General features: G+C 73.5%; 22 protein-coding genes and 1 pseudogene. 12 read left to right on the plus strand and 11 right to left on the minus strand.

Annotated features, from left to right (window positions below):
- A pseudogene (locus BXY45_RS21765) lies at nt 1–457 on the plus strand (hypothetical protein); the annotation flags it as partial.
- 24 nt (nt 458–481) lie between these two features.
- The gene (locus BXY45_RS21770) at nt 482–841 is read left to right on the plus strand and encodes a transposase (protein WP_109776635.1); all 360 of its coding nucleotides are present in this window, start codon (nt 482–484) and stop codon (nt 839–841) included.
- 186 nt (nt 842–1,027) lie between these two features.
- Here BXY45_RS21770 and BXY45_RS21775 read toward each other — a convergent pair whose 3' ends face one another.
- On the minus strand, nt 1,028–1,534 hold the full coding sequence (locus BXY45_RS21775) for a DUF6328 family protein (protein ID WP_109776636.1): 507 nt from the start codon (nt 1,532–1,534) through the stop codon (nt 1,028–1,030).
- A 50-nt stretch (nt 1,535–1,584) separates the two neighbouring features.
- Here BXY45_RS21775 and BXY45_RS21780 point away from each other — a divergent pair, with 50 nt between their 5' ends.
- Nucleotides 1,585–2,358, plus strand: coding sequence for a DUF2207 domain-containing protein (locus BXY45_RS21780; RefSeq protein WP_109776637.1), 774 nt, complete (start codon nt 1,585–1,587; stop codon nt 2,356–2,358).
- 111 nt (nt 2,359–2,469) lie between these two features.
- Here the strand turns inward: BXY45_RS21780 and BXY45_RS21785 are convergent, their stop codons facing one another.
- Nucleotides 2,470–2,832: a hypothetical protein gene (locus BXY45_RS21785; protein ID WP_146211325.1), complete on the minus strand. Its 363-nt coding sequence runs from the start codon at nt 2,830–2,832 to the stop codon at nt 2,470–2,472.
- Between the two features lie 161 nt (nt 2,833–2,993).
- On the opposite strand from BXY45_RS21785, the gene BXY45_RS21790 reads away from it, so the two are divergent.
- Together BXY45_RS21790 and BXY45_RS21795 are read left to right on the plus strand one after the other, a co-directional pair.
- A complete protein-coding gene (locus BXY45_RS21790) occupies nt 2,994–3,452 on the plus strand; it encodes a MarR family winged helix-turn-helix transcriptional regulator (RefSeq protein ID WP_109776639.1) in 459 nt (152 codons plus the stop codon).
- A gap of 50 nt (nt 3,453–3,502) precedes the next feature.
- Complete coding sequence (locus tag BXY45_RS21795) at nt 3,503–4,798, plus strand: MFS transporter (RefSeq protein ID WP_245961969.1); 1,296 nt, start codon at nt 3,503–3,505, stop codon at nt 4,796–4,798.
- Nucleotides 4,799–4,814: 16 nt separating this feature from the next.
- Here the strand turns inward: BXY45_RS21795 and BXY45_RS21800 are convergent, their stop codons facing one another.
- From BXY45_RS21800 to BXY45_RS21810, 3 genes are all read right to left on the minus strand, one after another.
- Nucleotides 4,815–5,120, minus strand: coding sequence for an SHOCT domain-containing protein (locus BXY45_RS21800; protein ID WP_146211326.1), 306 nt, complete (start codon nt 5,118–5,120; stop codon nt 4,815–4,817).
- A gap of 231 nt (nt 5,121–5,351) precedes the next feature.
- Nucleotides 5,352–6,059, minus strand: a complete 708-nt coding sequence (locus tag BXY45_RS21805) for a response regulator (RefSeq protein ID WP_109776641.1) — start codon at nt 6,057–6,059, stop codon at nt 5,352–5,354.
- Complete coding sequence (locus BXY45_RS21810) at nt 6,056–7,384, minus strand: sensor histidine kinase (RefSeq protein WP_109776642.1); 1,329 nt, start codon at nt 7,382–7,384, stop codon at nt 6,056–6,058. Before BXY45_RS21810 ends, BXY45_RS21805 begins: the two co-directional genes overlap by 4 nt.
- A 518-nt stretch (nt 7,385–7,902) precedes the next feature.
- On the opposite strand from BXY45_RS21810, the gene BXY45_RS21815 reads away from it, so the two are divergent.
- A complete protein-coding gene (locus BXY45_RS21815) occupies nt 7,903–8,676 on the plus strand; it encodes a metal-dependent hydrolase (protein WP_109776643.1) in 774 nt (257 codons plus the stop codon).
- Nucleotides 8,677–8,758: 82 nt separating this feature from the next.
- On the opposite strand, the gene BXY45_RS21820 is transcribed toward BXY45_RS21815, so the two are convergent.
- From BXY45_RS21820 to BXY45_RS21835, 4 genes are all read right to left on the minus strand, one after another.
- Nucleotides 8,759–9,460, minus strand: a complete 702-nt coding sequence (locus BXY45_RS21820) for a solute carrier family 23 protein (protein ID WP_170131677.1) — start codon at nt 9,458–9,460, stop codon at nt 8,759–8,761.
- 71 nt (nt 9,461–9,531) lie between these two features.
- Nucleotides 9,532–11,325 (minus strand): DEAD/DEAH box helicase, encoded by a 1,794-nt coding sequence (locus BXY45_RS21825; protein ID WP_425468347.1) that lies wholly within the window; start codon nt 11,323–11,325, stop codon nt 9,532–9,534.
- 131 nt (nt 11,326–11,456) lie between these two features.
- On the minus strand, nt 11,457–12,239 hold the full coding sequence (locus BXY45_RS21830; RefSeq protein WP_109776645.1) for a diguanylate cyclase domain-containing protein: 783 nt from the start codon (nt 12,237–12,239) through the stop codon (nt 11,457–11,459).
- Between the two features lie 78 nt (nt 12,240–12,317).
- A complete protein-coding gene (locus BXY45_RS21835) occupies nt 12,318–12,998 on the minus strand; it encodes a DedA family protein (RefSeq protein WP_109776646.1) in 681 nt (226 codons plus the stop codon).
- Nucleotides 12,999–13,146: 148 nt separating this feature from the next.
- On the opposite strand from BXY45_RS21835, the gene BXY45_RS23015 reads away from it, so the two are divergent.
- The 4 genes from BXY45_RS23015 to BXY45_RS21855 all read left to right on the plus strand — a co-directional run bounded on the left by BXY45_RS23015 (nt 13,147) and on the right by BXY45_RS21855 (nt 15,033).
- The gene (locus BXY45_RS23015) at nt 13,147–13,356 is read left to right on the plus strand and encodes a hypothetical protein (protein ID WP_146211327.1); all 210 of its coding nucleotides are present in this window, start codon (nt 13,147–13,149) and stop codon (nt 13,354–13,356) included.
- A gap of 87 nt (nt 13,357–13,443) precedes the next feature.
- Nucleotides 13,444–13,977 carry a YbhB/YbcL family Raf kinase inhibitor-like protein gene (locus BXY45_RS21845; protein WP_109776648.1) on the plus strand — a complete coding sequence of 178 codons (534 nt, stop codon included), beginning with the start codon at nt 13,444–13,446 and terminating at the stop codon, nt 13,975–13,977.
- Complete coding sequence (locus BXY45_RS21850) at nt 13,974–14,570, plus strand: YbaK/EbsC family protein (RefSeq protein ID WP_109776649.1); 597 nt, start codon at nt 13,974–13,976, stop codon at nt 14,568–14,570. The genes BXY45_RS21845 and BXY45_RS21850 overlap by 4 nt, the downstream gene beginning before the upstream one ends.
- Before the next feature lie 28 nt (nt 14,571–14,598).
- On the plus strand, nt 14,599–15,033 hold the full coding sequence (locus tag BXY45_RS21855; RefSeq protein ID WP_109776650.1) for an SRPBCC family protein: 435 nt from the start codon (nt 14,599–14,601) through the stop codon (nt 15,031–15,033).
- A gap of 64 nt (nt 15,034–15,097) precedes the next feature.
- On the opposite strand, the gene BXY45_RS21860 is transcribed toward BXY45_RS21855, so the two are convergent.
- Nucleotides 15,098–15,463 (minus strand): VOC family protein, encoded by a 366-nt coding sequence (locus BXY45_RS21860; protein ID WP_109776651.1) that lies wholly within the window; start codon nt 15,461–15,463, stop codon nt 15,098–15,100.
- A 112-nt stretch (nt 15,464–15,575) separates the two neighbouring features.
- Here BXY45_RS21860 and BXY45_RS21865 point away from each other — a divergent pair, with 112 nt between their 5' ends.
- Complete coding sequence (locus tag BXY45_RS21865) at nt 15,576–16,553, plus strand: helix-turn-helix transcriptional regulator (RefSeq protein ID WP_109776652.1); 978 nt, start codon at nt 15,576–15,578, stop codon at nt 16,551–16,553.
- Nucleotides 16,554–16,573: 20 nt separating this feature from the next.
- Here the strand turns inward: BXY45_RS21865 and BXY45_RS21870 are convergent, their stop codons facing one another.
- Nucleotides 16,574–17,872, minus strand: coding sequence for a glycosyltransferase (locus tag BXY45_RS21870; RefSeq protein WP_109776653.1), 1,299 nt, complete (start codon nt 17,870–17,872; stop codon nt 16,574–16,576).
- Between the two features lie 59 nt (nt 17,873–17,931).
- On the opposite strand from BXY45_RS21870, the gene BXY45_RS21875 reads away from it, so the two are divergent.
- The gene (locus BXY45_RS21875; protein ID WP_109776654.1) at nt 17,932–18,603 is read left to right on the plus strand and encodes a TetR/AcrR family transcriptional regulator; all 672 of its coding nucleotides are present in this window, start codon (nt 17,932–17,934) and stop codon (nt 18,601–18,603) included.
- Nucleotides 18,604–18,777 lie beyond the last annotated feature (174 nt).

Below are 18,777 nucleotides of genomic sequence, written 5' to 3' on the forward strand. Positions count from 1 at the left end.
TCAGGACGGCACTGATCATCACCAGCTGCCGGAGTCAGTGGACGCGGTCAAGGCCACCCTGGACGCCCTGCGCGCAACCACCCCGGCGAACACGACCACCGCGAACACGACCACCGCGGCGAACACGACCACCGCGGCGAACACGAGCACCGCGACCGCGACCGACATCCAGGCGGACACCGCGGCGAGCAGCGGTGTTGATGCTGGTGAGAGCACTACTGGTCAGAACGCTGGTCAGAACGCTGGTCAGAACGCTGGTCAGAACGCTGGTCAGAACGCTGGTCAGAACGTCGACGGGACTGCTGACGGGACTGCTGACGGGGCTGCCGGCGGCAGTCGCAGTGGCGGTGGCGGTGGCGGCGGCGGGGCTGCCGGCGGCAGTGGCGGTGGTGGCGGCGGCGGTGGCGGTGGCGGCAGTGATCTGGAACTGGGAGTGGTGCTCGCTGATGCGGGCTAGGCCAACGAGGAGACCTTCGCGGCGATGGCTGAGCGGGACGTGGACGTGCTGGCGCCGCTGGCCAGTGACCAGTCCCAACGGTTGGGTGCTGACCCAGCCGGGGACCGTTCCACCGAGCACCTGCCGCACACCGACAAGGTGCAGCAGCGGTTACGCACCGAAGAGGGCAAGGCGCTGTACGCGCGGCGGGGGCGCACGGTGGAGCCGGTGTTCGGGCAGGACAAGATGAATCTGGATTTAGCGAGGATGCGTCGGCGGGGGCTGGGCGCGGTGCGGCGGCAGGTGAGGTTCACCGCTGCGGTCCACAACATGACCAAGATCACCCGGCGGGTGTGTGCCGCGGGGCTGAGCCTGCCGATGGCGCTGGCAGCCGGGGGCTTCTAAAGAGCGGGTAGGGCCCACCCCGGGCCCACTGCGGCCGGGGTGGGCCCGGTGCACCCTAGAGCCCGCCCCGGCTGAGCTGATGGCTCAGGGGGTCCGGCCGGTCAGGGCCGCAGCATCGAGCACAGGCCCTTCACGGGGGTGCTACGCACCCCCGATCACGGCCCACACAAACCGCAACAGGCTCGATCACGCACGGGGAGGGGTGGCAGCGAGCAGGGCGCGGCGACGCAGGGTGAGCGGCAGCACACCCCACAGACCCGCGAACACCACCGCCGCCACCCCGCCCGCGACCACCCCCGCGACCCCGCCGAGCAGCACCGCCACCACCAGCAGGACAACGGCGACCAGCGCCCCCGCCAAGCACATCAACCCGGCCACCGCGCAGCGATGCCCGACCATCACCAGCTCACCGCGAGCGCGACGCCGGAACAGCGCGCGATGGACGCTGACCGGCGCCGCGAAGAGCGCCGTCGCCAGCACGGCGAAGCCCACCGCCACGAGGTAGAGCACCACCTGCCAGGTCGAAGCGCCCTCGAAGCGCTGCTGGAACGGCAGCGTCAACAGGAAGCCGGTGAGCACCTGCACACCGGTCTGGACCACCCGCAGCTCCTGCAGCAGCTCCGCCCAGTGCCTGTCGAGCTGCCGCAGGGCGGTCTCGCCGCGCTGGTCACGCCAGTCGTCGTCGTCATGCACCGGGCCATGGTGACTGCCGCAGGCGCAGCGGCGCAGGAGAAGATCCCCCGGTGGTGAGCCCGCTGGTCTCCGTTCCCCCGGCCGAAGTGGGCCTGCTCCTGCAGCGCCGCTCGCACCCACGACTGACCGCCGCAGGGTTGTTGGGGCTGGCGGCCCGCGGGTGCCTGCGCGTGGAGTGCACCTCGCCGAACCGGTTCCAGGTGGAGCCGTCGTGGCGGCTGGAGGTCATCAAGGACGACGACGACGGCGACGGCAGCTCCGGCGCCGGCCTGCGCTCGCACGAGGAGCGGCTGCTCGACGCGGTGCGCTGCGTGACGGCGCCGGCGGCCCGCACACGGCGCGAGCTTCGGGACCTCGACGACGTCGACGACCTGCGCTCCTCCAGCGGCCTGAGCCGGGCGGAACGGGCTCTGCGTCGCGACGCCGCCGAGCGCGGCTGGCTGAGCCCCCCGCCGCGGCGACGGCCCACCGCGTCAGCGCGAGCCCTTATCCCGCTGGCGCTCGACCTGCGCGAGCGGCTGTTGGTCGGTGACGGGCTCTGGACGCCGTACGGGCTGGCGTTGGCGACAGCGCTCGACGCCCTGCCCGCCACGACCTCTGACGTGCCGCCCGCTGCTTCGTCTGACGGAGACGAGGCCGCCGCGCCGGTTCCCGGCAGCAGCGCGGCTCCGGTCTGGCTGATCCCGGGGCGCCGGCTGCAGGACCAGAGCTGGTCCGGCGCGCTGCAGTTCGCGCGGGCTCTCTCGGCGGAGGGCAGCGGCGGTGGTCTTGACTGGACGGATCTGCCGGAGCTCGTTGGTGCACTGCTGGACTTCAGGTCCTGATCATGCAGAAGACCCGCACCCGAGTGACTTCAGGTGCGGGTCTTCTGCATGTTCGACCGCTTGACCGATGACGAGTTCCCCATCGCGGCGGAGCGCCCCCGCCAGGCGGCGTCAGCTGGTCGCGGAGAGCGTTGCTGCGACGGCGTCGGACTTCGACAGCGCCAGCGACAGGTCGAGCAGGTCGTCCATGGTGAGCACGGGGCCGCCGTGGGCCTCCAGCGCTTCCAGCGGCATACTCGTCACGCGCACGCCGCGGGCCGACAGGCCTGTGACCACGCGTTCGGAAGCCTGCTTGGTCACCAGCCCAGAGCACTTGGGACAGGTGAACTGGTAGAAGCTGCGCCCCGCATCGGAAGCGCACACCACCAGATCAAAACTGTCGGCCGGCAGGGTCATGGCCCCGCAAACCGGGCACGAGCACGTAATCCGCGCCGGCTCTCCGGCGCGGGGGGCGGGAGTGTTCGGGTCGGGCACGGTGGCCTCCTCGGGTCCTGCGGTCCGTGGTCAAACGCTAGGCGCTGAGGCCCCTCCTTCGCGGGAGGCTCGCCGAACTCGTCGTCTCCACTTGGTGGCACCCCGTCCCCATCAGTCATGCCCGCATGGACAGATGCATAAGCGAGTGATACACATAACGGGTGCCTTCAGCAACCGATCTGTCCACCGCCCTCGAGGACCTCCTCAGCTGGGCGCGGCGGCTGGCACCCCCGGGCGACCTGAGCCTCGCCTCCACCACCCTGCTGGCCCGCCTCGCCCGCGACGGCGGCTCCGGCGTCTCCGCCCTGGCCACCGCCGAGGGCGTGAGCCAGCCGGCGATGAGCCAGATGGTGGCCCGGCTCGAGCGCGACGGCCTCGTGACCCGCACGGCCGACCCGCAGGACGGACGCGCCGCCGTCGTCGTCCTCACCGACACCGGCCGCGAGCTGGTGAGCGCGCGCCGCGCCGCCCGCGCCGCCGCCCTCGCGGACCTTCTCGACACCGCCCCGCCCGGCGACGCCGAGCAGCTGCTGGCCGCCACCCCCGCCCTCACGCGCCTGGCCCAGGCGGCGCTCGCGCAGTCGGCGCTGGCACGCCGCGGCGCGCTCACCCCCGCCTGAGCGCTCACACCACCTGACCTGCACTTCAGACTTTGGAAGGACCCGCTCCCGTGAGCTCCCACTCCCCCACGTCGATGCGCGAGATGCTGAAGCAGCCGCGCGCCGTCTGGGCCGTCGCCTTCGCCTGCGTCATCTCCTTCATGGGCATCGGCCTGGTCGACCCGATCCTGCCCGTCATCAAGGACCAACTGCACGCCACGCCCAGCCAGGTGTCGCTGCTGTTCACCAGCTACCTCGTGGTGACCGCCATCGGCATGCTGTTCGTGGGCGCGGTCTCCAGCCGGATTGGTGCCAAGACCACGCTCATCGCCGGCCTTGCGGTGATCGTGGTCTTCGCCGGGCTGGCAGGCGCCAGCGGAGGGGTCGACGGCATCGTCGGGTTCCGCGCGGGCTGGGGCCTGGGCAACGCGCTCTTCATCGCGACGTCGCTCGCCGTCATCGTCGCCAGCGCCACCGGCGGCTTCGCCGGAGCGATCATCCTCTACGAGGCGGCGCTCGGACTGGGCATCGCCGTCGGCCCGCTGGTCGGTGGTCTGCTCGGCGGCATCTCGTGGCGAGGCCCGTTCTTCGGCGTGTCCGCGCTGATGCTCATCGCCCTCGTGGCGACGGCGCTGCTCGTGCCCTCCACGCCCCGCCCGGCGAAGCCGACGCCCGTGCTCGCCTCGCTCAAGGCGCTGCGCCACCGCTCGCTGCTGACCATGGCGCTGGCGGCGTTGGCCTACAACTGGGGTTTCTTCACGCTGCTCGGCTACGCGCCGTACCCGATGGAGCTCGGCGTGCACGAGCTCGGCTTCGTCTTCTTCGCGTGGGGTCTGCTGGTCGCGGCGTTCAGCGTCTGGGTCGCTCCGCGCCTGCAGGCGCGCTTCGGCACCGCTCCCACGATGTACGTCGTGTTCGCCGGCCTGGCGGTGCTCATGGGCGTCATCGCGGCCGGTGTCGAGCACCCCGCCGTCGTCGTCGCCGCCACCATCGCCTCGGGTGCGTTCATCGGCGTCAACAACACGCTGATGACACAAGCCGTGATGCTCGTCTCCCCCGTGGAGCGGCCGGTCGCGTCGTCGGCGTACGGCTTCCTGCGGTTCATCGGCGGCGGCCTCGCGCCGTTCGTCGCCGGCAAGCTCGCCGCGGCCAGCGGGTTCGGGCTGCCGTTCTGGGTGGGCGCGGCGTCCTTCCTCGTGGCCATCGCGATCCTCGCGACCGGTCACCGGATGCTCGCCCGCGCCGAGGCCTCGGCGCCCGCCGCTCACGGCGAGACTCCCGAGGAGGAGCTGGCCGTGCCCGAGCCCGCCGGCGAGGGCCTCGACCTCGACCGCCTGGCCGACGAGGCCCCCGCCGCCCGCCGCTGACGAGCGAGCTGACGGGCTACTTGCGGGTGCCGCGCAGGACGGCGAGGCGGGCGCGGTAGCCCTCCTCGTCGACCTCGCCGCGCGCGAAGGCGTCCCGCAGCACGTGCTCGGCGCTGCGGGAGCGGCGCCGCCGGACGGTGAACACGACGGCGCCGACGACGAGCACCCAGAACAGCAACGGCACGAGCAGCCAGGGGCCGGGACCGCCGCCGTGCCACGGGCCGCCCTGCCAGGGGCCGCCGTGCCAGGGGCCGTCCTGCCAGGGCGCGTAGCCGGAGGTCGCGAAGGAGGTGGTGATCGGGTGGGTGAGGAGTGCGTCCATGCCGTCCACGGTGCTCCGCCGGGGCCGTCCGCCGCGTCGTCCTGGATGCGTCACCGTGGCTGCGCCGGCAGGCGTACGTGCCTGGCCCTCAGCCGACCGTCACCCCCGGTGACCATGCCGAAGAGCTTGGGAAAATGTGCCCCTTCAGCGTGATCGAGCGGTGACTCCCAAGGGGCCAACACTTCCGAGCTCCCGATACGCAGTCAGCGGCCATCTCCGCCGGCCCTGCAGTCAGCCCTCCAGTAGGCCCCGCCATTCGCCCTGCCAGCCCGGTCGCACGAGCCCCGTCTCGTAGGCGATCACCACGAGCTGCGTCCGGTCGCGGGCACCGAGCTTGGCGAGCACCCGCCCGACATGCGTGCGCGCCGTCGCCGGGCTGAGCACCAGCCGCTCGGCGATCTCCTCGTTGGACAGCCCCTCGGCCACCAGCGCCATCACCTCCCGCTCTCGTGCGGTGAGCACGTCCAGCACCGCCGCGCGCGGTCCCGCACCGGTCGGCGGCGCCGCGGAGCGCGCGGCGAACTCGGCGACCAGCCGCCGCGTCGCCCCGGGGCTCAGCAGCGCATCCCCCGCGGCGGCCACCCGCACCGCGCGGACCAGCTCCGCCGGCTCGGTGTGCTTGACCAGAAACCCCGTGGCGCCCGCGCGCAGCGCGTCGAAGACGTACTCGTCCAGCTCGAAGGTCGTCAGGACGACGACGCGCACGCCGTCCAGCCCCGCATCGGCCGTGATGCGCCGGGTCGCCTCGATGCCGTCGAGGCGCGGCATCCGAATGTCCATGAGGACGACGTCGGGCCGCAGCTCCCGTGCCAGCGCGAGCGCCTGTTCGCCGTCGTCGGCCTGACCGACCACCTCGAGGCCGTCCTGCGCGTCGAGCAGCGCGGCGAAGCCGGCGCGGACGAGCTGCTGATCATCGGCGACGAGCACGCGCACGCTCACGGCTGTTCTCCTGAAGCGACGTCGGTGGTGGGGTGGGTGAGCGGCAGCTCGGCCTCGACGCGCCAGCCTCCCTGGTCTCGGGGTCCCTCGCGAGGTCCAGCGGCCAGCCGCCCACCGAGAGCCGCCGCCCGCTCTCGCATGCCGGGAACTCCGTTGCCGCCGGTGGGCATGGGGTGGGAGGTGGCGGGGCCGTCGTCGTCGACGACGACGACGAGCGCCGCGTCCGTGCGGCGCAGCAGCACTCGCGCCGCCGCCGCCCCGCCGGCGTGCCGGGCAACGTTGGTCAGCGCCTCCTGCACGATGCGCGCGGCGGCGAGATCCACAGCCACGGGCAGTCCGGCGAGGTCGCCTTCGGTGCGCGCCTCGACCTGCAGGCCGGCGGCGCGGGGGCGCGCGAGGAGGGCGTCGAGGTCGGCGATGCTAGGGGCGGGGGTCCGGGGCGGGCGCTGGGCGGCGTCGTCGTCCTCACCACGCAGGGAGGCGAGCACGCCGTGCACCTCCACGAGCGCGTCGCGGCTCGCGGCGCGGATGGCGGTGAGGGCCTCGCGGGCAACCTCGGGGCGGGCATCCATGAGCTCCAGGGCGACCCCCGACTGCACGGTGATCATGGAGAGGCTGTGGCCGATGACGTCGTGGAGCTCACGGGCGACGGCCAGCCGCTCGTCGCTGGCGCGGCGGCGGCGCTCCTGCTCGCGGGTGAGTGCTTCCTGCTCGGCGTGGCGGCGGCGGTCGGCGGCGGCGGCTCGCCGAGCGCGGAGCCCCTCGCTCACGGCGACGACGACGAGCACCCACGCCAGCGACCCCGCGACGGCCGCCCACGGCACGAACAGGCGACCGGCGAGTGGGAGGCCCAGCCAGGCGACGGCCCAGGTTGCGCCCAAGATGCAGTACGCCGTGGCGCGCCGCCGGGCTCCCTGGCGTCCGGACGCCGAGCCGGCCGCCGCGCTGACCGCGGCCACCGCCAGCGAGAGCCACACCGGCCCGCTGACCTGCGTCACCGCGAGCCACACGATCATGGCCACCGCCGCGATGCCCTGCGTCACATACGGGAAGCGCCGGCGCAGCAGCAACGCGGCGGGTCCGGCCAGCAGCACCGGCAGGAAGAACGCCGGGTGAGGCAGGTCGGCGCCGCTGGCGAGGACAGCGACGCGTGAACCCAGCAGCTGGACGACAGCGGTCGCGACCGCCGGCGCCATGAGCCGTACGCGGGCCCGGCGCGCTGCCTCACGGTCGGGCGCTGCCTCACGGTCGGCCGCTGCCTCACGGTCGGCCGCTGCCTCACGGTCGGGCGTCGGCGCGCTCGGCGGCGGGGAGGCGGGGGTCACCGTTGGACGCTAGCCAGCGCGGACGCTCGCCGTCGTCGTCCTGGGAGCGCAGCCGCCCGTACGCGCCACTGCGTATCCGCCGTGCTGCTCGTCCCGCCCCATCGCGCGAGAAAGCGCCCCATCGAGACGCCCGAAGGGGCGTCTTCTCGGCCGAAGGGGCGTGAACTCGCGCGAAGGGGCGTGAGCGAAGCTCGGCCGCTCTCACTCCTTCACGATCAAGGACCTGCGCGCCGCATCGCGGTGCCGAAGATGTCGCAATGGCGCCGCAGATGTCGGTATCGGAGCTCCATTCCGACATGTGGGGCACGGTTGCGACATCTTCGGCGTGGTTCCGACAGTTTGAGCGCGGACGGCGCCGCCAGGCAGATCTGGCACGGCTGGCACAGCTGGCACGGCCGGACCAACCAACCGACCCTTCGCAGCGGCGCGGCGCATCCACATCCACCACCGTCCGTGACTAGCGTGTGACGCGGGGTGCCGCGAGGTCACCCGATGACAGGATCGGGGAGGCGAGCAGAGTGCTGGGTCACTCGCACGCGATGTCAGGCCTGGCCGCGGGCGCAGCGACGCTGCCGTGGGCCGGGCAGGCGGGGGTCACTGGCCCCGTCGAGCAGCTGGCCTGGGTGGCCGCGTGGGGCGGGTTCGCGATGCTCCCCGACCTCGACCAGGGCGGCATCCACTGGCGCGGTGTCATGCCGAGCGCCACGGGCTCCACCGTCGCGCGGATGTGGGGTCCGGTGACGACCACCCTTGCCAGCGTCGTCGGCAAGATCGCTGGTGGGCACCGTCAGGGCACGCACGACCTGCTGCTCGCCCCGGTGATCTTCGGGCTGCTCACCGTGCTCGCCACGCACCACCCGATCGCCTCGATGGTGGTGATCGCGCTTGGCATCGGGCTGGCGCTGCAAGCGCTGCACGTCGTCATCCCCGGAAAGGTCGAGCAGACGGTCATCGGCAACGTCGTCATCTCGGCGCTGGGCGCCTGGTGGGTCACCGGCACCGCCAGCCACACGCTGGAATGGCTGCCGTGGGCGGTGGCGGGCGGCGTCGTCGTCCACATCCTCGGTGACTGGCTCACCGTGGGTGGCGTGCCTGTACCGCTGACGTGGGTCGGTGGGCACTCGGCGCGGCTGAGCGCCGGGCTGTTCAAGACCGGCGCCCGCGCGGAGCACGTCGTCGCGACGATGTTCGCCGTGGCCGCGGTGGTGCTCGTGGTGATCCACTCGCCGCTGCAGGGCTACGTGGCGCCCGTGGTGCAGCCGGTGCTCACCAGCGCGCACATCACCCCGTAACCCCCTCCCGCACTTTCCGCGGAAAGTGCGCCACCACCGCATCGGTTGACGCACTTTCCGCGGCAAGTGCGGAAGGGCACGGTCAGCTCGAGGTGCTGCGCCGCCGCTCCACCTCGGCCTCCAGCACCGTGAGGTCGACCTCCTCGATCTCGCGGCGCCACCGCTCGGCCTGCGCCTCGTCGACGGCGTTGTCCGCGTGGGACGGGAGATCGCGCACGTCCACCGCCGCCGGTGACCCCGGAGCGCCCAGCGCCCCCGCGCGCCCCGGCAGCACGAGGTTGAGCACCACGGCGAGGAACGCCGCGACGACGATGCCGCTGTCGAACAACGCGCTCCACTGTCCGGTGATGCCGGCGACGGCGTCGGGCGCCGCCGCGATGCCCCGCCCGAGCCCGACGGACAGCGCCACGATGAGCAGCGAGCGCCCGTCGAGGCCGTCCTTGGTGAGCATCTGGATGCCGATGGCGCAGACCATGCCGAAGAGCACGAGCACCCCGCCGCCGAGCACCGGCGGCGGCACGGACGCGAGCACCCCGGCGACCTGGGGCAGCATCGCGAGCACCACGAGCGCTCCCCCGGCGATGGCCACCACCCAGCGGCTCATCTGCTGCGTGAGCGCCACGAGACCGATGTTCTGGCTGAACATCGTGGTCGGCAGGGCGCCGAACACGCCGCCGAGCGCCGCGCTGCCCCCCTCCGCGAGGATGCCGCCGAGCAGCCACTTTCCGCGGCAAGTGCGACACCCGCGCCCGCCTTCTCGCACTTTCCGCGGCAAGTGCGACACCCGCGCCCGCCTTCGCGCACTTGCCGCGGAAAGTGCGAGAAGGACGGGGGTCGGGTCAGAAACGCTCGGGGTCAGAAACGCTCGGGGCGCACGCGCACCTTGCGTCCGCGGATGAGACCGCTCTGCAGGCCGCTCACCACGTCGTCGACGGCGCCCGAGGGCACCTCTACGAGGCTGTACCGCTCGTGCACCTCGATGGCGCCGACCTCGCCGCCGTCCAGTCGGGTCTCACCGGTGACCGCCCCGACGAGATCCTGAGGGCGCACCCCGGCCTGACGACCCAGGCCCACCCACACACGGGAGACGTCGCCGCCCACGCGGGGCTTGCGCGCACCGCCCACCGGGCCGGAGGGTCGGCCGTGCGGTGCACGCCGCCCTTCGCCGCGCGCACCGCCGACGGGACGCGCGGACCGCTCGGACCACTCGGCGCCGGCGCGCGGCCCGGAACGGGGCGGGCGGCCGGAGGAGGCGTCCGGCACGTCGGGCTCCTCGCCGCGCTCGCCCTTGGCCTCGGCCAGCAGCACCAGGGCGGCGGCCAGCACCTCGGCCGGGTCTCGCTCTGCGGTGAGCTTCGCGGCGAGCTCGCGCGCTGCGCCGTCGACCTCGGCGGCCTGCAGGGCTGCGGCGGTGCGCTCGGCGCGGCGCTCGCGCAGCGTGGCGGCGGTAGGGACGGGCAGGACGGCGATGGAGCCGCGCGAGGCGCGCTCGAGCCCGTTGATGTACCGAGCTTCGCGGGGCTCGGCGATGGTGATGGCGACGCCGGTGCGGCCGCCGCGGCCCACGCGCCCGATGCGGTGCACGTACGCCTCGGAGGAGGCGGGCACGTCGTAGTTGATGACGTGGGTGAGCTGCTCGACGTCGAGACCGCGGGCGGCGACGTCGGTGGCCACGAGCAGCTGCGCGACCCCGGCGCGCAGGCGACCCATGACGCGGTCTCGCTGGTCCTGGCTCATGCCGCCGTGGAGCGCCTCGGCGCGCATGCCGCGGCCGTTGAGGGACTCGGTGAGTTCGTCGACCTCGCCGCGGCTGCGGCAGAAGATGATCGCGGCGGTGGGGGCCTCGACGTCGAGCACGCGGCGCAGCGCCGGCAGCTTCCACGCGCGCTGCACCACGTGGGCGCGCTGCTCCACCAGCGGAGCACCGCTCGCGGGGACCTCGCGCTGCAGCACCACGCGCACGGGGTCGGTCTGGTGGGTGCGGGCGATCTTCTCGATGCGCCCCGCCATCGTGGCGCTGAACAGCACCGTCTGCCGGTCGCGGGGGGCCTGCTCGAGGATGCCCTCGATCTCCTCCTGGAAGCCGGCGTCGAGCATCTCGTCGGCTTCGTCGAGGACGACGGTGCGCACACCGGAAAGGTCCAGGCTGCCCCGGCTGAGGTGGTCGAGCACGCGGCCCGGGGTACCGACGACGACGTCGACCCCGCGCTGCAGCTCGCGCAGCTGCCCGCCGATGGGCGCGCCACCGTAGACCGCGAGAACGCGCACGCCGAGGCCCGCGCCGTAGGACTCCGTGGCCGTGGCCACCTGCAGCGCCAGCTCGCGGGTCGGGGCCAGCACCAGGGCCGACGGGCCCTTGCCTGCGGGCTCGCCGGTGCGGCTCGCGTCGGCGAGGCGCTGCAGCAGCGGCAGCGCGAACGCCGCCGTCTTGCCGGTGCCGGTGGCTGCCTGGCCGAGCAGGTCACGCCCGGCGAGCAGGTAGGGCACCGCCTCGGCCTGGACGGGCGTGGGCTCCTCGTAGCCGAGGTCGTTCAGTGCCGCGAGCAGCTCCGGGCCGAGGCCCAGGTCGGCGAAACGCAGGCCGGGAGCGTCGACGTCGAGCGACGCTGGGCCTGACACGGAGGAGGCGGACACGGAGGTGGCGGACAGGTCTGACGAGGTGCTGGCGGGGGCGGAGCTCACACTCCATCCTCTCGCAGATCTTCACCTCCCTTGCCCGCAGCTGCCCGAGGTCGGACATCGCGGGCGCTGCGGGGGCGGAGAAGACGCGCAGAAGACGGTCAGAGGTGCGCCTGGGAGGCCTTCTCCATGGCGCGCTCGACGGCACCGAGCAGCGCGGCCGCGGAGGAAGGGCCCAGGTCGACGTCGGCCTCCGGGAGGGCCGCGTCGGCGGGCGCGCACACCAGCGAGCCGACCATCGCGCGCAGCACGAACATGCCCTCGGCTGTGGTCACCGGCTCGTCCAGCGAGGTGCGCAGCGCCGTGACGATCCGCTCCGTCGCCACCTCGGCGGCGTCGACGGGGACGTCCGGCAGCAGCGCCACGAAGCGCCCGCGGCCGCAGTGGGCGACCAGGTCGCTGCGGCGCAGGTTGCCGCGAATGCGAGAGGCCACGGCGGCCAGGGCGGGGCCGCGCAGGTCGCCGTCGCCGACAGCGCAGAACACCAGCGCCGTCGTCGTCCCCGGCCGCTGCCGGTCCAACGACCGCTGGAGGCAGTCGAGCAGCTCGGCGCGCATCGGCAGGGTGACCACGGGCTCGGGTCGCTCCCCCGCAACACTCACCCCGCCGAGGGGACCACTGAGGGGCACCCCCAGCGAGCCGCTCACCGGCAGCGCGGCCGCCGGCAGCGAACGGGCCACGGTCTCGAGGAGCATGGCGATGTCACCGCGGACCACGGACGCCGTCTGCGCGACGCGGAGCACCTCGACGGCCAGCGGCGCCGCGAGCATGCCCAGCACCGCGTGCGCGCGGGGGTCGAAGCTGTGCAGCTCCAGGCGCGGCCCCTGGTCGAGGGGCGCTGGGGCGCAGGAGCAGTGGCGGGCGCCGTCGCGGTGGCAGGTCACGCCCGTCCATCGGCAGGTACCGCGCCCCGCTTCAGGGGAGCAGGACGACGACCTCGCGGTTCACCTCAGCGGATCACCTCAGCGGGCGACGGCCCGCTTGGCCCGGTACTTACGGACCTGCCGCACGACGAGCAGGAGGACGGCGACGACGACGGCGCCGATCACCACCTTGTCGAAGACGTCGGCGTAGCCGGAGACGCGGTCCCACTGGGAGCCCAGCGCGTACCCGCCGCCAATGAGCAGCGCGTTCCACAGGGCGGTGCCGGCGGAGGTGTAGAGGAGGAACTGGCCGAGGGGCATCTCCGCGGCGCCGGCCGGCAGGGAGATGAGGCTGCGCACGCCGGGGATCAGCCGGCCGAAGAAGACCGCCGAGCGGCCGTGGCGGCGGAACCAGCGGTTGGCGGCGTCGGCGTCGTCCTCGTCGACCAGGGGCATCTTGGCCAGCAGCGCGATGGAGCGCCGCTGCCCGATGCGTCGGGCGAGCTCGTAGAGCAGGTACGCACCGAGCACACCGCCCGCCGTCGCCGCCACGAACACGGCGGCGAGGTTCATCCGGCCGTCGTAGGCGAGGAACCCGCCCAGCGGCAGCACCACCTCACTGGGGATCGGCGGGAACACCGTCTCCAGCAGCGTGAGGAGGAAGACGCCCGGCCAGCCGAGGGCGTCCATGACGTCAGCGACCCAGCCCGACAGCCCCGTGAGGTCGGGGCCGGTGGACGTGCCGTCGGCGGAAGAGGCGGCGGCGAGCACGGGGATCATCGGGGACAGGGTAGGCGACGACGGCCCACCGGACCCGTCGAGCGCCGCCCATTCGGGGTGCTCCGGCCAGCACCGGGGAACTGCGGGGTACTCCGAGGACGACGACGGCGGGTGTGCGCTCGGGCCGAGCGCGCGGCACAGTGACGGTGTGAGCAGCGATCCCGACCAGCGTGCCGCCGCGGACCCCTTCGGCGTGGCCGCCGACCTGGACGCCTCCGAGGACGACCCGTCACCCGCGGCGGCGGCTGAGCTGCCTGGGCACGGCGTCGACGAGGTGGTCGACGAGACCGCCGACGGGCGCCACGGTCCGGTACAGGAACCGTCGGTCGGATCACCTGCCCAGGACCACCCCGCCTGATGCCTTCGGCGCTGCGGCAGGCTCATCGGTGGCGCCCGTCGATCCCGACGGACGATCGACCGTGACGACCTTCTTCTGAGGAGACCCGTGGACCTCGACCGTCCCCTCGCACCCGAGCCCTACGGCCAGCTGCCCCCTGTGCCGTCGTTCACCGTGACCAGCACCGACGTCACCGACGGCGAGCCGATGGCCGACCGCCATTCCGCCGAGGGCGGCAGCACCTCGCCGCAGCTGAGCTGGAGCGGGTTTCCCGCGGAGACGAAGTCGTTCGTGGTGAGCTGCTTCGACCCTGACGCGCCCACCCCCGCCGGGTTCTGGCACTGGACCGTCTTCGGCATTCCCGCGTCCGTCACCGAGCTGCCCACCGGCGCCGGCGACGAGGGCAGCGTGCTGCTGGGCGGCGGCACCGCCGTCCGCAACGACGTCGGAGGGGCGTCGTTCACGGGCGCCGCCCCGCCGCCCGGTGACCGCCCGCACCGCTACGTCTTCGCGGTGCACGCGCTCGACACCGACGACCTCGGCCTCGACGCGTCCGCCACCCCCACGGTGGTGGCGTTCACGGCGCTGTTCCACACCATCGCCCGGGCCACGCTGACGCCGACGTACCAGGTGCCCGCATGACCGCCGGGCTCTCGGGGCAGCAGGTCACAGGCCCCGGCGGGCTCGCCTGGGTCCCCGCGCTGACCCGCACGGACCTCCTCGCGCCGCCGGTCGCGGCAGCGCTGGAGGCGTGGGGCGAGACGGCAGGTGAGGCGGCACAGCAGGTGCTCGTCGCCGAGATCGACCCGCAGCTCGCCGACACCGCCGCCCTGGTCGAGGCCACAGGCGCTCCTGCGTCGATCATGGCCAACTGCGTGGTGGTGGCCGGGCGTCGCGGCGAGGTCGAGCGGATCGCCGGGTGCGTCGTCCTCGCCACCACACGGGCCGACGTCAACGGACTGGTCCGCAAGCGGCTCGACGCACGCAAGGCGTCGTTCCTCGACCACGACCGCGCGGTGGCCGGCTCCGGCATGGAGTTCGGCGGCATCACGCCCGTCGGGCTACCGGCCGAGTGGCAGGTGTTCGTCGATGCCGCGGTCCTCGACGTCGACGTCGCCGTCATCGGCTCCGGAGTACGCCGGTCGAAGATCGCCCTGCCCGGGGCGCTGCTCGGCCAGCTGCCGGGCGTGGAGGTCGTCGAGGGTCTGGGCGTGCCGCTGCCGTCGTCGTCCTGATGGTCGTCCTGATGGTCGTCGGGGCGACGTGAGGCGCGAGCTCGCGGTCACGGGTGCCGCTCCCCCGCCGCTGGCCTGGGAGCGGTACGCCGACCCGTCGCTGTGGCCGACGTGGTCTCCGCAGATCGCGTCCGTGGTGTCCAGCACGGTGCGGTTGGAGACGGGGACGACGGGTGTCGTCCGCGGTCACGGTGGACTGCGGTTGGGTTTCACCGCGGAGGACGTCGACGACGACGCCCGCCGCTGGACCTGGCGCGTCGAGCCGACGCACGCGCTGTTCATGCCGTTGCCGGGCGTACTGCGGCGGTGCGGGCGGCTGCGCCTGGAGCACGGCGTGGCGCTGAGCGGCCGGGTGGACGGCGGCTCCACCACCACGCTCGCGCTGGAGGGTGCGGCGCTCGTGGTGCTGGCATACGCGCCGCTGGCCGCCGTCGCCCTGCGCCGCCTCGTCGCCCTCCCCTGACAGGCCCCCGCCACACCCCCCGCGACGATCAAGGACCTCCGCACCACCTCGAAGGGCGAGCCGGTCAGTCGGTGGGTGAGACGCGGACGAGGTTGCCGTCGGGGTCGGTGATGACGAAGGTTCGGCCGAAGACCTCGTCGTGGGGCTCCTCGAGCACGGTCACGCCCTTCACCACCCACCGCGCGTAGACCTCGTCCACCGCGCCACCCCCTCCGGGAACCATGAGCCCGACCTCGCTGAGCCGCCGGGTGGCGGGCACGGCGTGCTCGCTGCGGCCCGTCCACACGGCGAACAGCACGCCCGGCGCCACCTCGAACGCGATGTAGCGGGGGCTGGTGAACACGGGGGCCATGTCGAACAGGTCGCTGTAGAAGGCGGCGGCCTGCGCGGCGTCGGAGACGTAGACCAGGAACAGGTTGGGTGCGCTCACGGCATCTCCTCGGGACGGCAGTGCATCTGACGAGCACCACGTCACCGCCGAACGACGACAGAACCTGTCACCTTTTCTGCAGAACCTGCAGAGCCCCTCCGACCATGTCGCTGTGAAGGCGTCGCGACTCCTCAACCTGCTCCTGCTGCTGCAGACCCGTGAGCGGATGACCACGTCCGAGCTCGCCGAGCAGCTCGAGGTGTCCCGCCGGACGGTGCTTCGCGACGTCGAGGCCCTGTCCGCGGCGGGTGTGCCCGTCTACGCCGAGCGGGGACGGCGGGGCGGCGTCGTCCTCCTGTCCGGTGCGCGCCTCAACGCCTCGCACCTGGAGCCGGCAGAGCTGGAGGCCCTCTCGCTCACCGGGCTGGACGCAGCGCACCTGGAGGAGCTGGGCCTGGCCGCTGCGACCGTCCAGGCCACCCGCAAGCTCGCGGCGCGGCGCGCTCGCACCCCCACGCGCGGCGAGCCGGCTGACCTCGTGCCGCTCAGCGAGCTCGTGGTCAGCGACAACACGGGCTGGCGGAGCGCGGCGGCCGACGTCGTCGTCGACATCGGCGGGCTCGCCCTCGACGTCCGGCGACGCCGCCGTCTGGCCCTCAGCTACCGCCGCAGCGGCGCCGCGGCGCCGAGCCCGGTCACCGTGAACCCGTATGGCCTCGCGTCCAAGGCGGGACGCTGGTACCTCGTGGCGGACGTCGAGGGCGAGCCGCGGCTGTTCGCCGTCGAGCGCATCTCCGCCTGCGAAGCGCTGGACGAGCCCGCAGCGCTGCGCGACGGCGAGTCACTCGCGAGCGTGTGGCGGGAGCTTGCGGCGCGCGTCGAGGGTCCGGGCGGCGTCGTCGTCCAGGCCCGGCTGCGCACCGAGCGCCTCGACCTCGCCCGTCGCGTGCTGGGGTCACGGCTCGCGGAGGTGCGATCCGAGGACGGCGAGTGGTCGCGGGTGACCGTCTCCTACGACGACGTCGAGTCGGTCCGCCAGCTGCTGCAGCTCGGAGACCACGTGGAGGTCGTGGCGCCGGAGGAGGTGCGGCGGCGGGTGCGCGAGCTCGCGCTGGACCTGGCGGCCCGGCACACCGCCGCGCCGTCGTGACGCGGTCTCCCGAGTGCGCGTCAGACGGAGGCGAGCTCCGACGTGACGGCCTCCAGCAGCGCGCGCGGAGCGTCGGTGCGCGCGATGGCCTCACCCATCGCCCGCGCCCGGTCCGCCACCGCCCCATCGCCGAGCACGCGCACCACGGCGTCCCTGACTTGGGACGGCGACGGCCTGCCCGTCCGCAGGTCCACGCCCACCCCGAAGTGCGCCACGCGGGCCGCGACCTCGGGCTTGTCCTCCGCGGCACCGGCGACGACGAGGGGGACGCCGTGCCGCAGCGCGAGCAGCGTCCCGCCGTAGCCGCCGTTGGTCACCATGACGGCGGTCCTCGGCAGCAGCTGGCCGTACGGCAGGTACTCGGCCGCGTGCGCGTTGGCCGGCAGCGGCCCGAGGCCGGAAACCGGCCGACCGCCCGTGCTGACGACCACTTCGACGGGCTCGGCCGCGAGCCCGTCAAGCGCGGGTCGTACGAGCTTGGTGAAGTCGTGGTTGTCGAGAGTGCCCTGCGTGACGTGCACGAGAGGACGGTTGGGGTCCAGGTCGGTCCACCACGCGGGCAGAGCCGTCTCGCCGGGACCGGAGCGGCCGGACGCCGCGGGCGGGAACGGCCCGATAAAGGTGGTGTTCGGGCGGAGGTCGCTGCGCGGGTACTCGAACTCGGCGGGCCCCAACTGCAGGAGCCTGTCGAACCGCGCGCTGAGGTCGAGGACGGGCCCGTCGAGCGCGGGCGCCCCGACCTCGGCGAGCTTGGCCTGGGCGAGGCGCTGGGTCGAGCGGAAGAGCACCTGCGTGACGAGGGCGTTCATCGTCACGTTCCGGATCCTCCCGAAGGTCGACGACGACGGCCCGAGGCCCGAGTTGCTGGGCGCCACGTCTCGGCTGAGCTGCGCGAGCGGCCCGATCCCGAGGCCAAACACGAACGGGCGGCTGGCGCGCGGCCTCGCGAGCAGCGGCAGTACGCCTCCGAAGAGGCAGTCCGCGAGGACGCCGTCCACCGGGGTGGCGTCGAGGACGGTCTGCACCGCGCGGGCCTGGTCGGCGACGGGCTCGACGAACGTCCGCTCCACCTGCCACCGGCTCAGCGCGAGCCCCCGCAGCGGGCGGTCCGGCGCGAACGTGGAGGGGTCGGTCTCGTCGAAGTCCGCCACGCTGCCCAGCGGGGCGAACTCGAGGCCGGCAGCGACGACCCGCGGCTCGAAGCGCGTGCCGGTGAGCACTACCACGCGGTGGCCGTGCTCCTGCAGGACGCGCGCTGCGGCGAGCATGGGCGTGACGTGCCCGTGCAGCGGAGTGCTGCAGACCAGGATCGTGGACACCGGACCTCCGAGTTGTTTCGTTAGACTGACCGTACAACGAAAGCGAGAGGGGTGAGGTGATGTCTCCACGGACGTACTCCTCCCCGGTGCGCGACGCCGCCGCCGCGCAGACGCGGGAGCGCGTGCTGCGCGCCGTCGCCGTCCTCATGTCCGAGCACGGCTACGGGCGGACGACGATGCGCGACATCGCCTCCACCGCCGGGGTGTCCGTGCAGACGGTGAACCTGCTCGGCCCGAAGTCACGTCTCATCGCCGAGGCACTCGCGCTCGCCTTCATGGGCGACGCCGACGCGACCGACCTGGGCTCCGCCGCAGCGATGCGGGAGATCATGGCAATCGCGGACACCGACGCGGCGATCAGCGCGTACGCGCAGGCCCTGGCCGCCGCGCTCGAGCGCTCGTGTCGCCTCGCCCGGACCATGAAGGCCGCCGCCGACACCGACGACACCGTCCGCGACCTCGTCCTCGCGGGCGAGGAGCACCGACGCCGCGACATGCAGCTGGCTGCGAGGTGGATGCTCGACCGAGGTCTCATCACCGAAGACCAGCTCGACGAAGCTGCCGACGTCCACGCCCTCGTGACCTCGATCGAGACCGCCCACCACTTCCTCGTGGACCGCGAGTGGAGCGTCGATCGCTTCGCGGCATGGCTGGAGCAGGCGATCCGACGGATGGTGCTCGACGGCGGCGCATCCCAGGCCGGTCGGCCGAGCCGGCACCCGCGGGGATGATCGACCGGTGGACGTCGTCGTCGCGGGGCCCGACGGGAGCACCCAGCCCATCCAGCGCCTGCCGAGCGGCCGAGAACTTAGAGCGTCCGCCAGTAGGTGCGATCTTGGCGAGTGACCCGCTGGAGTTGCGAGCGGGCACGGGGCCCTCCACATCATGGAGTTGCTAACGCTCTG

This window comes from Quadrisphaera granulorum (assembly GCF_003149145.1).
Taxonomy (GTDB): domain Bacteria; phylum Actinomycetota; class Actinomycetes; order Actinomycetales; family Quadrisphaeraceae; genus Quadrisphaera; species Quadrisphaera granulorum.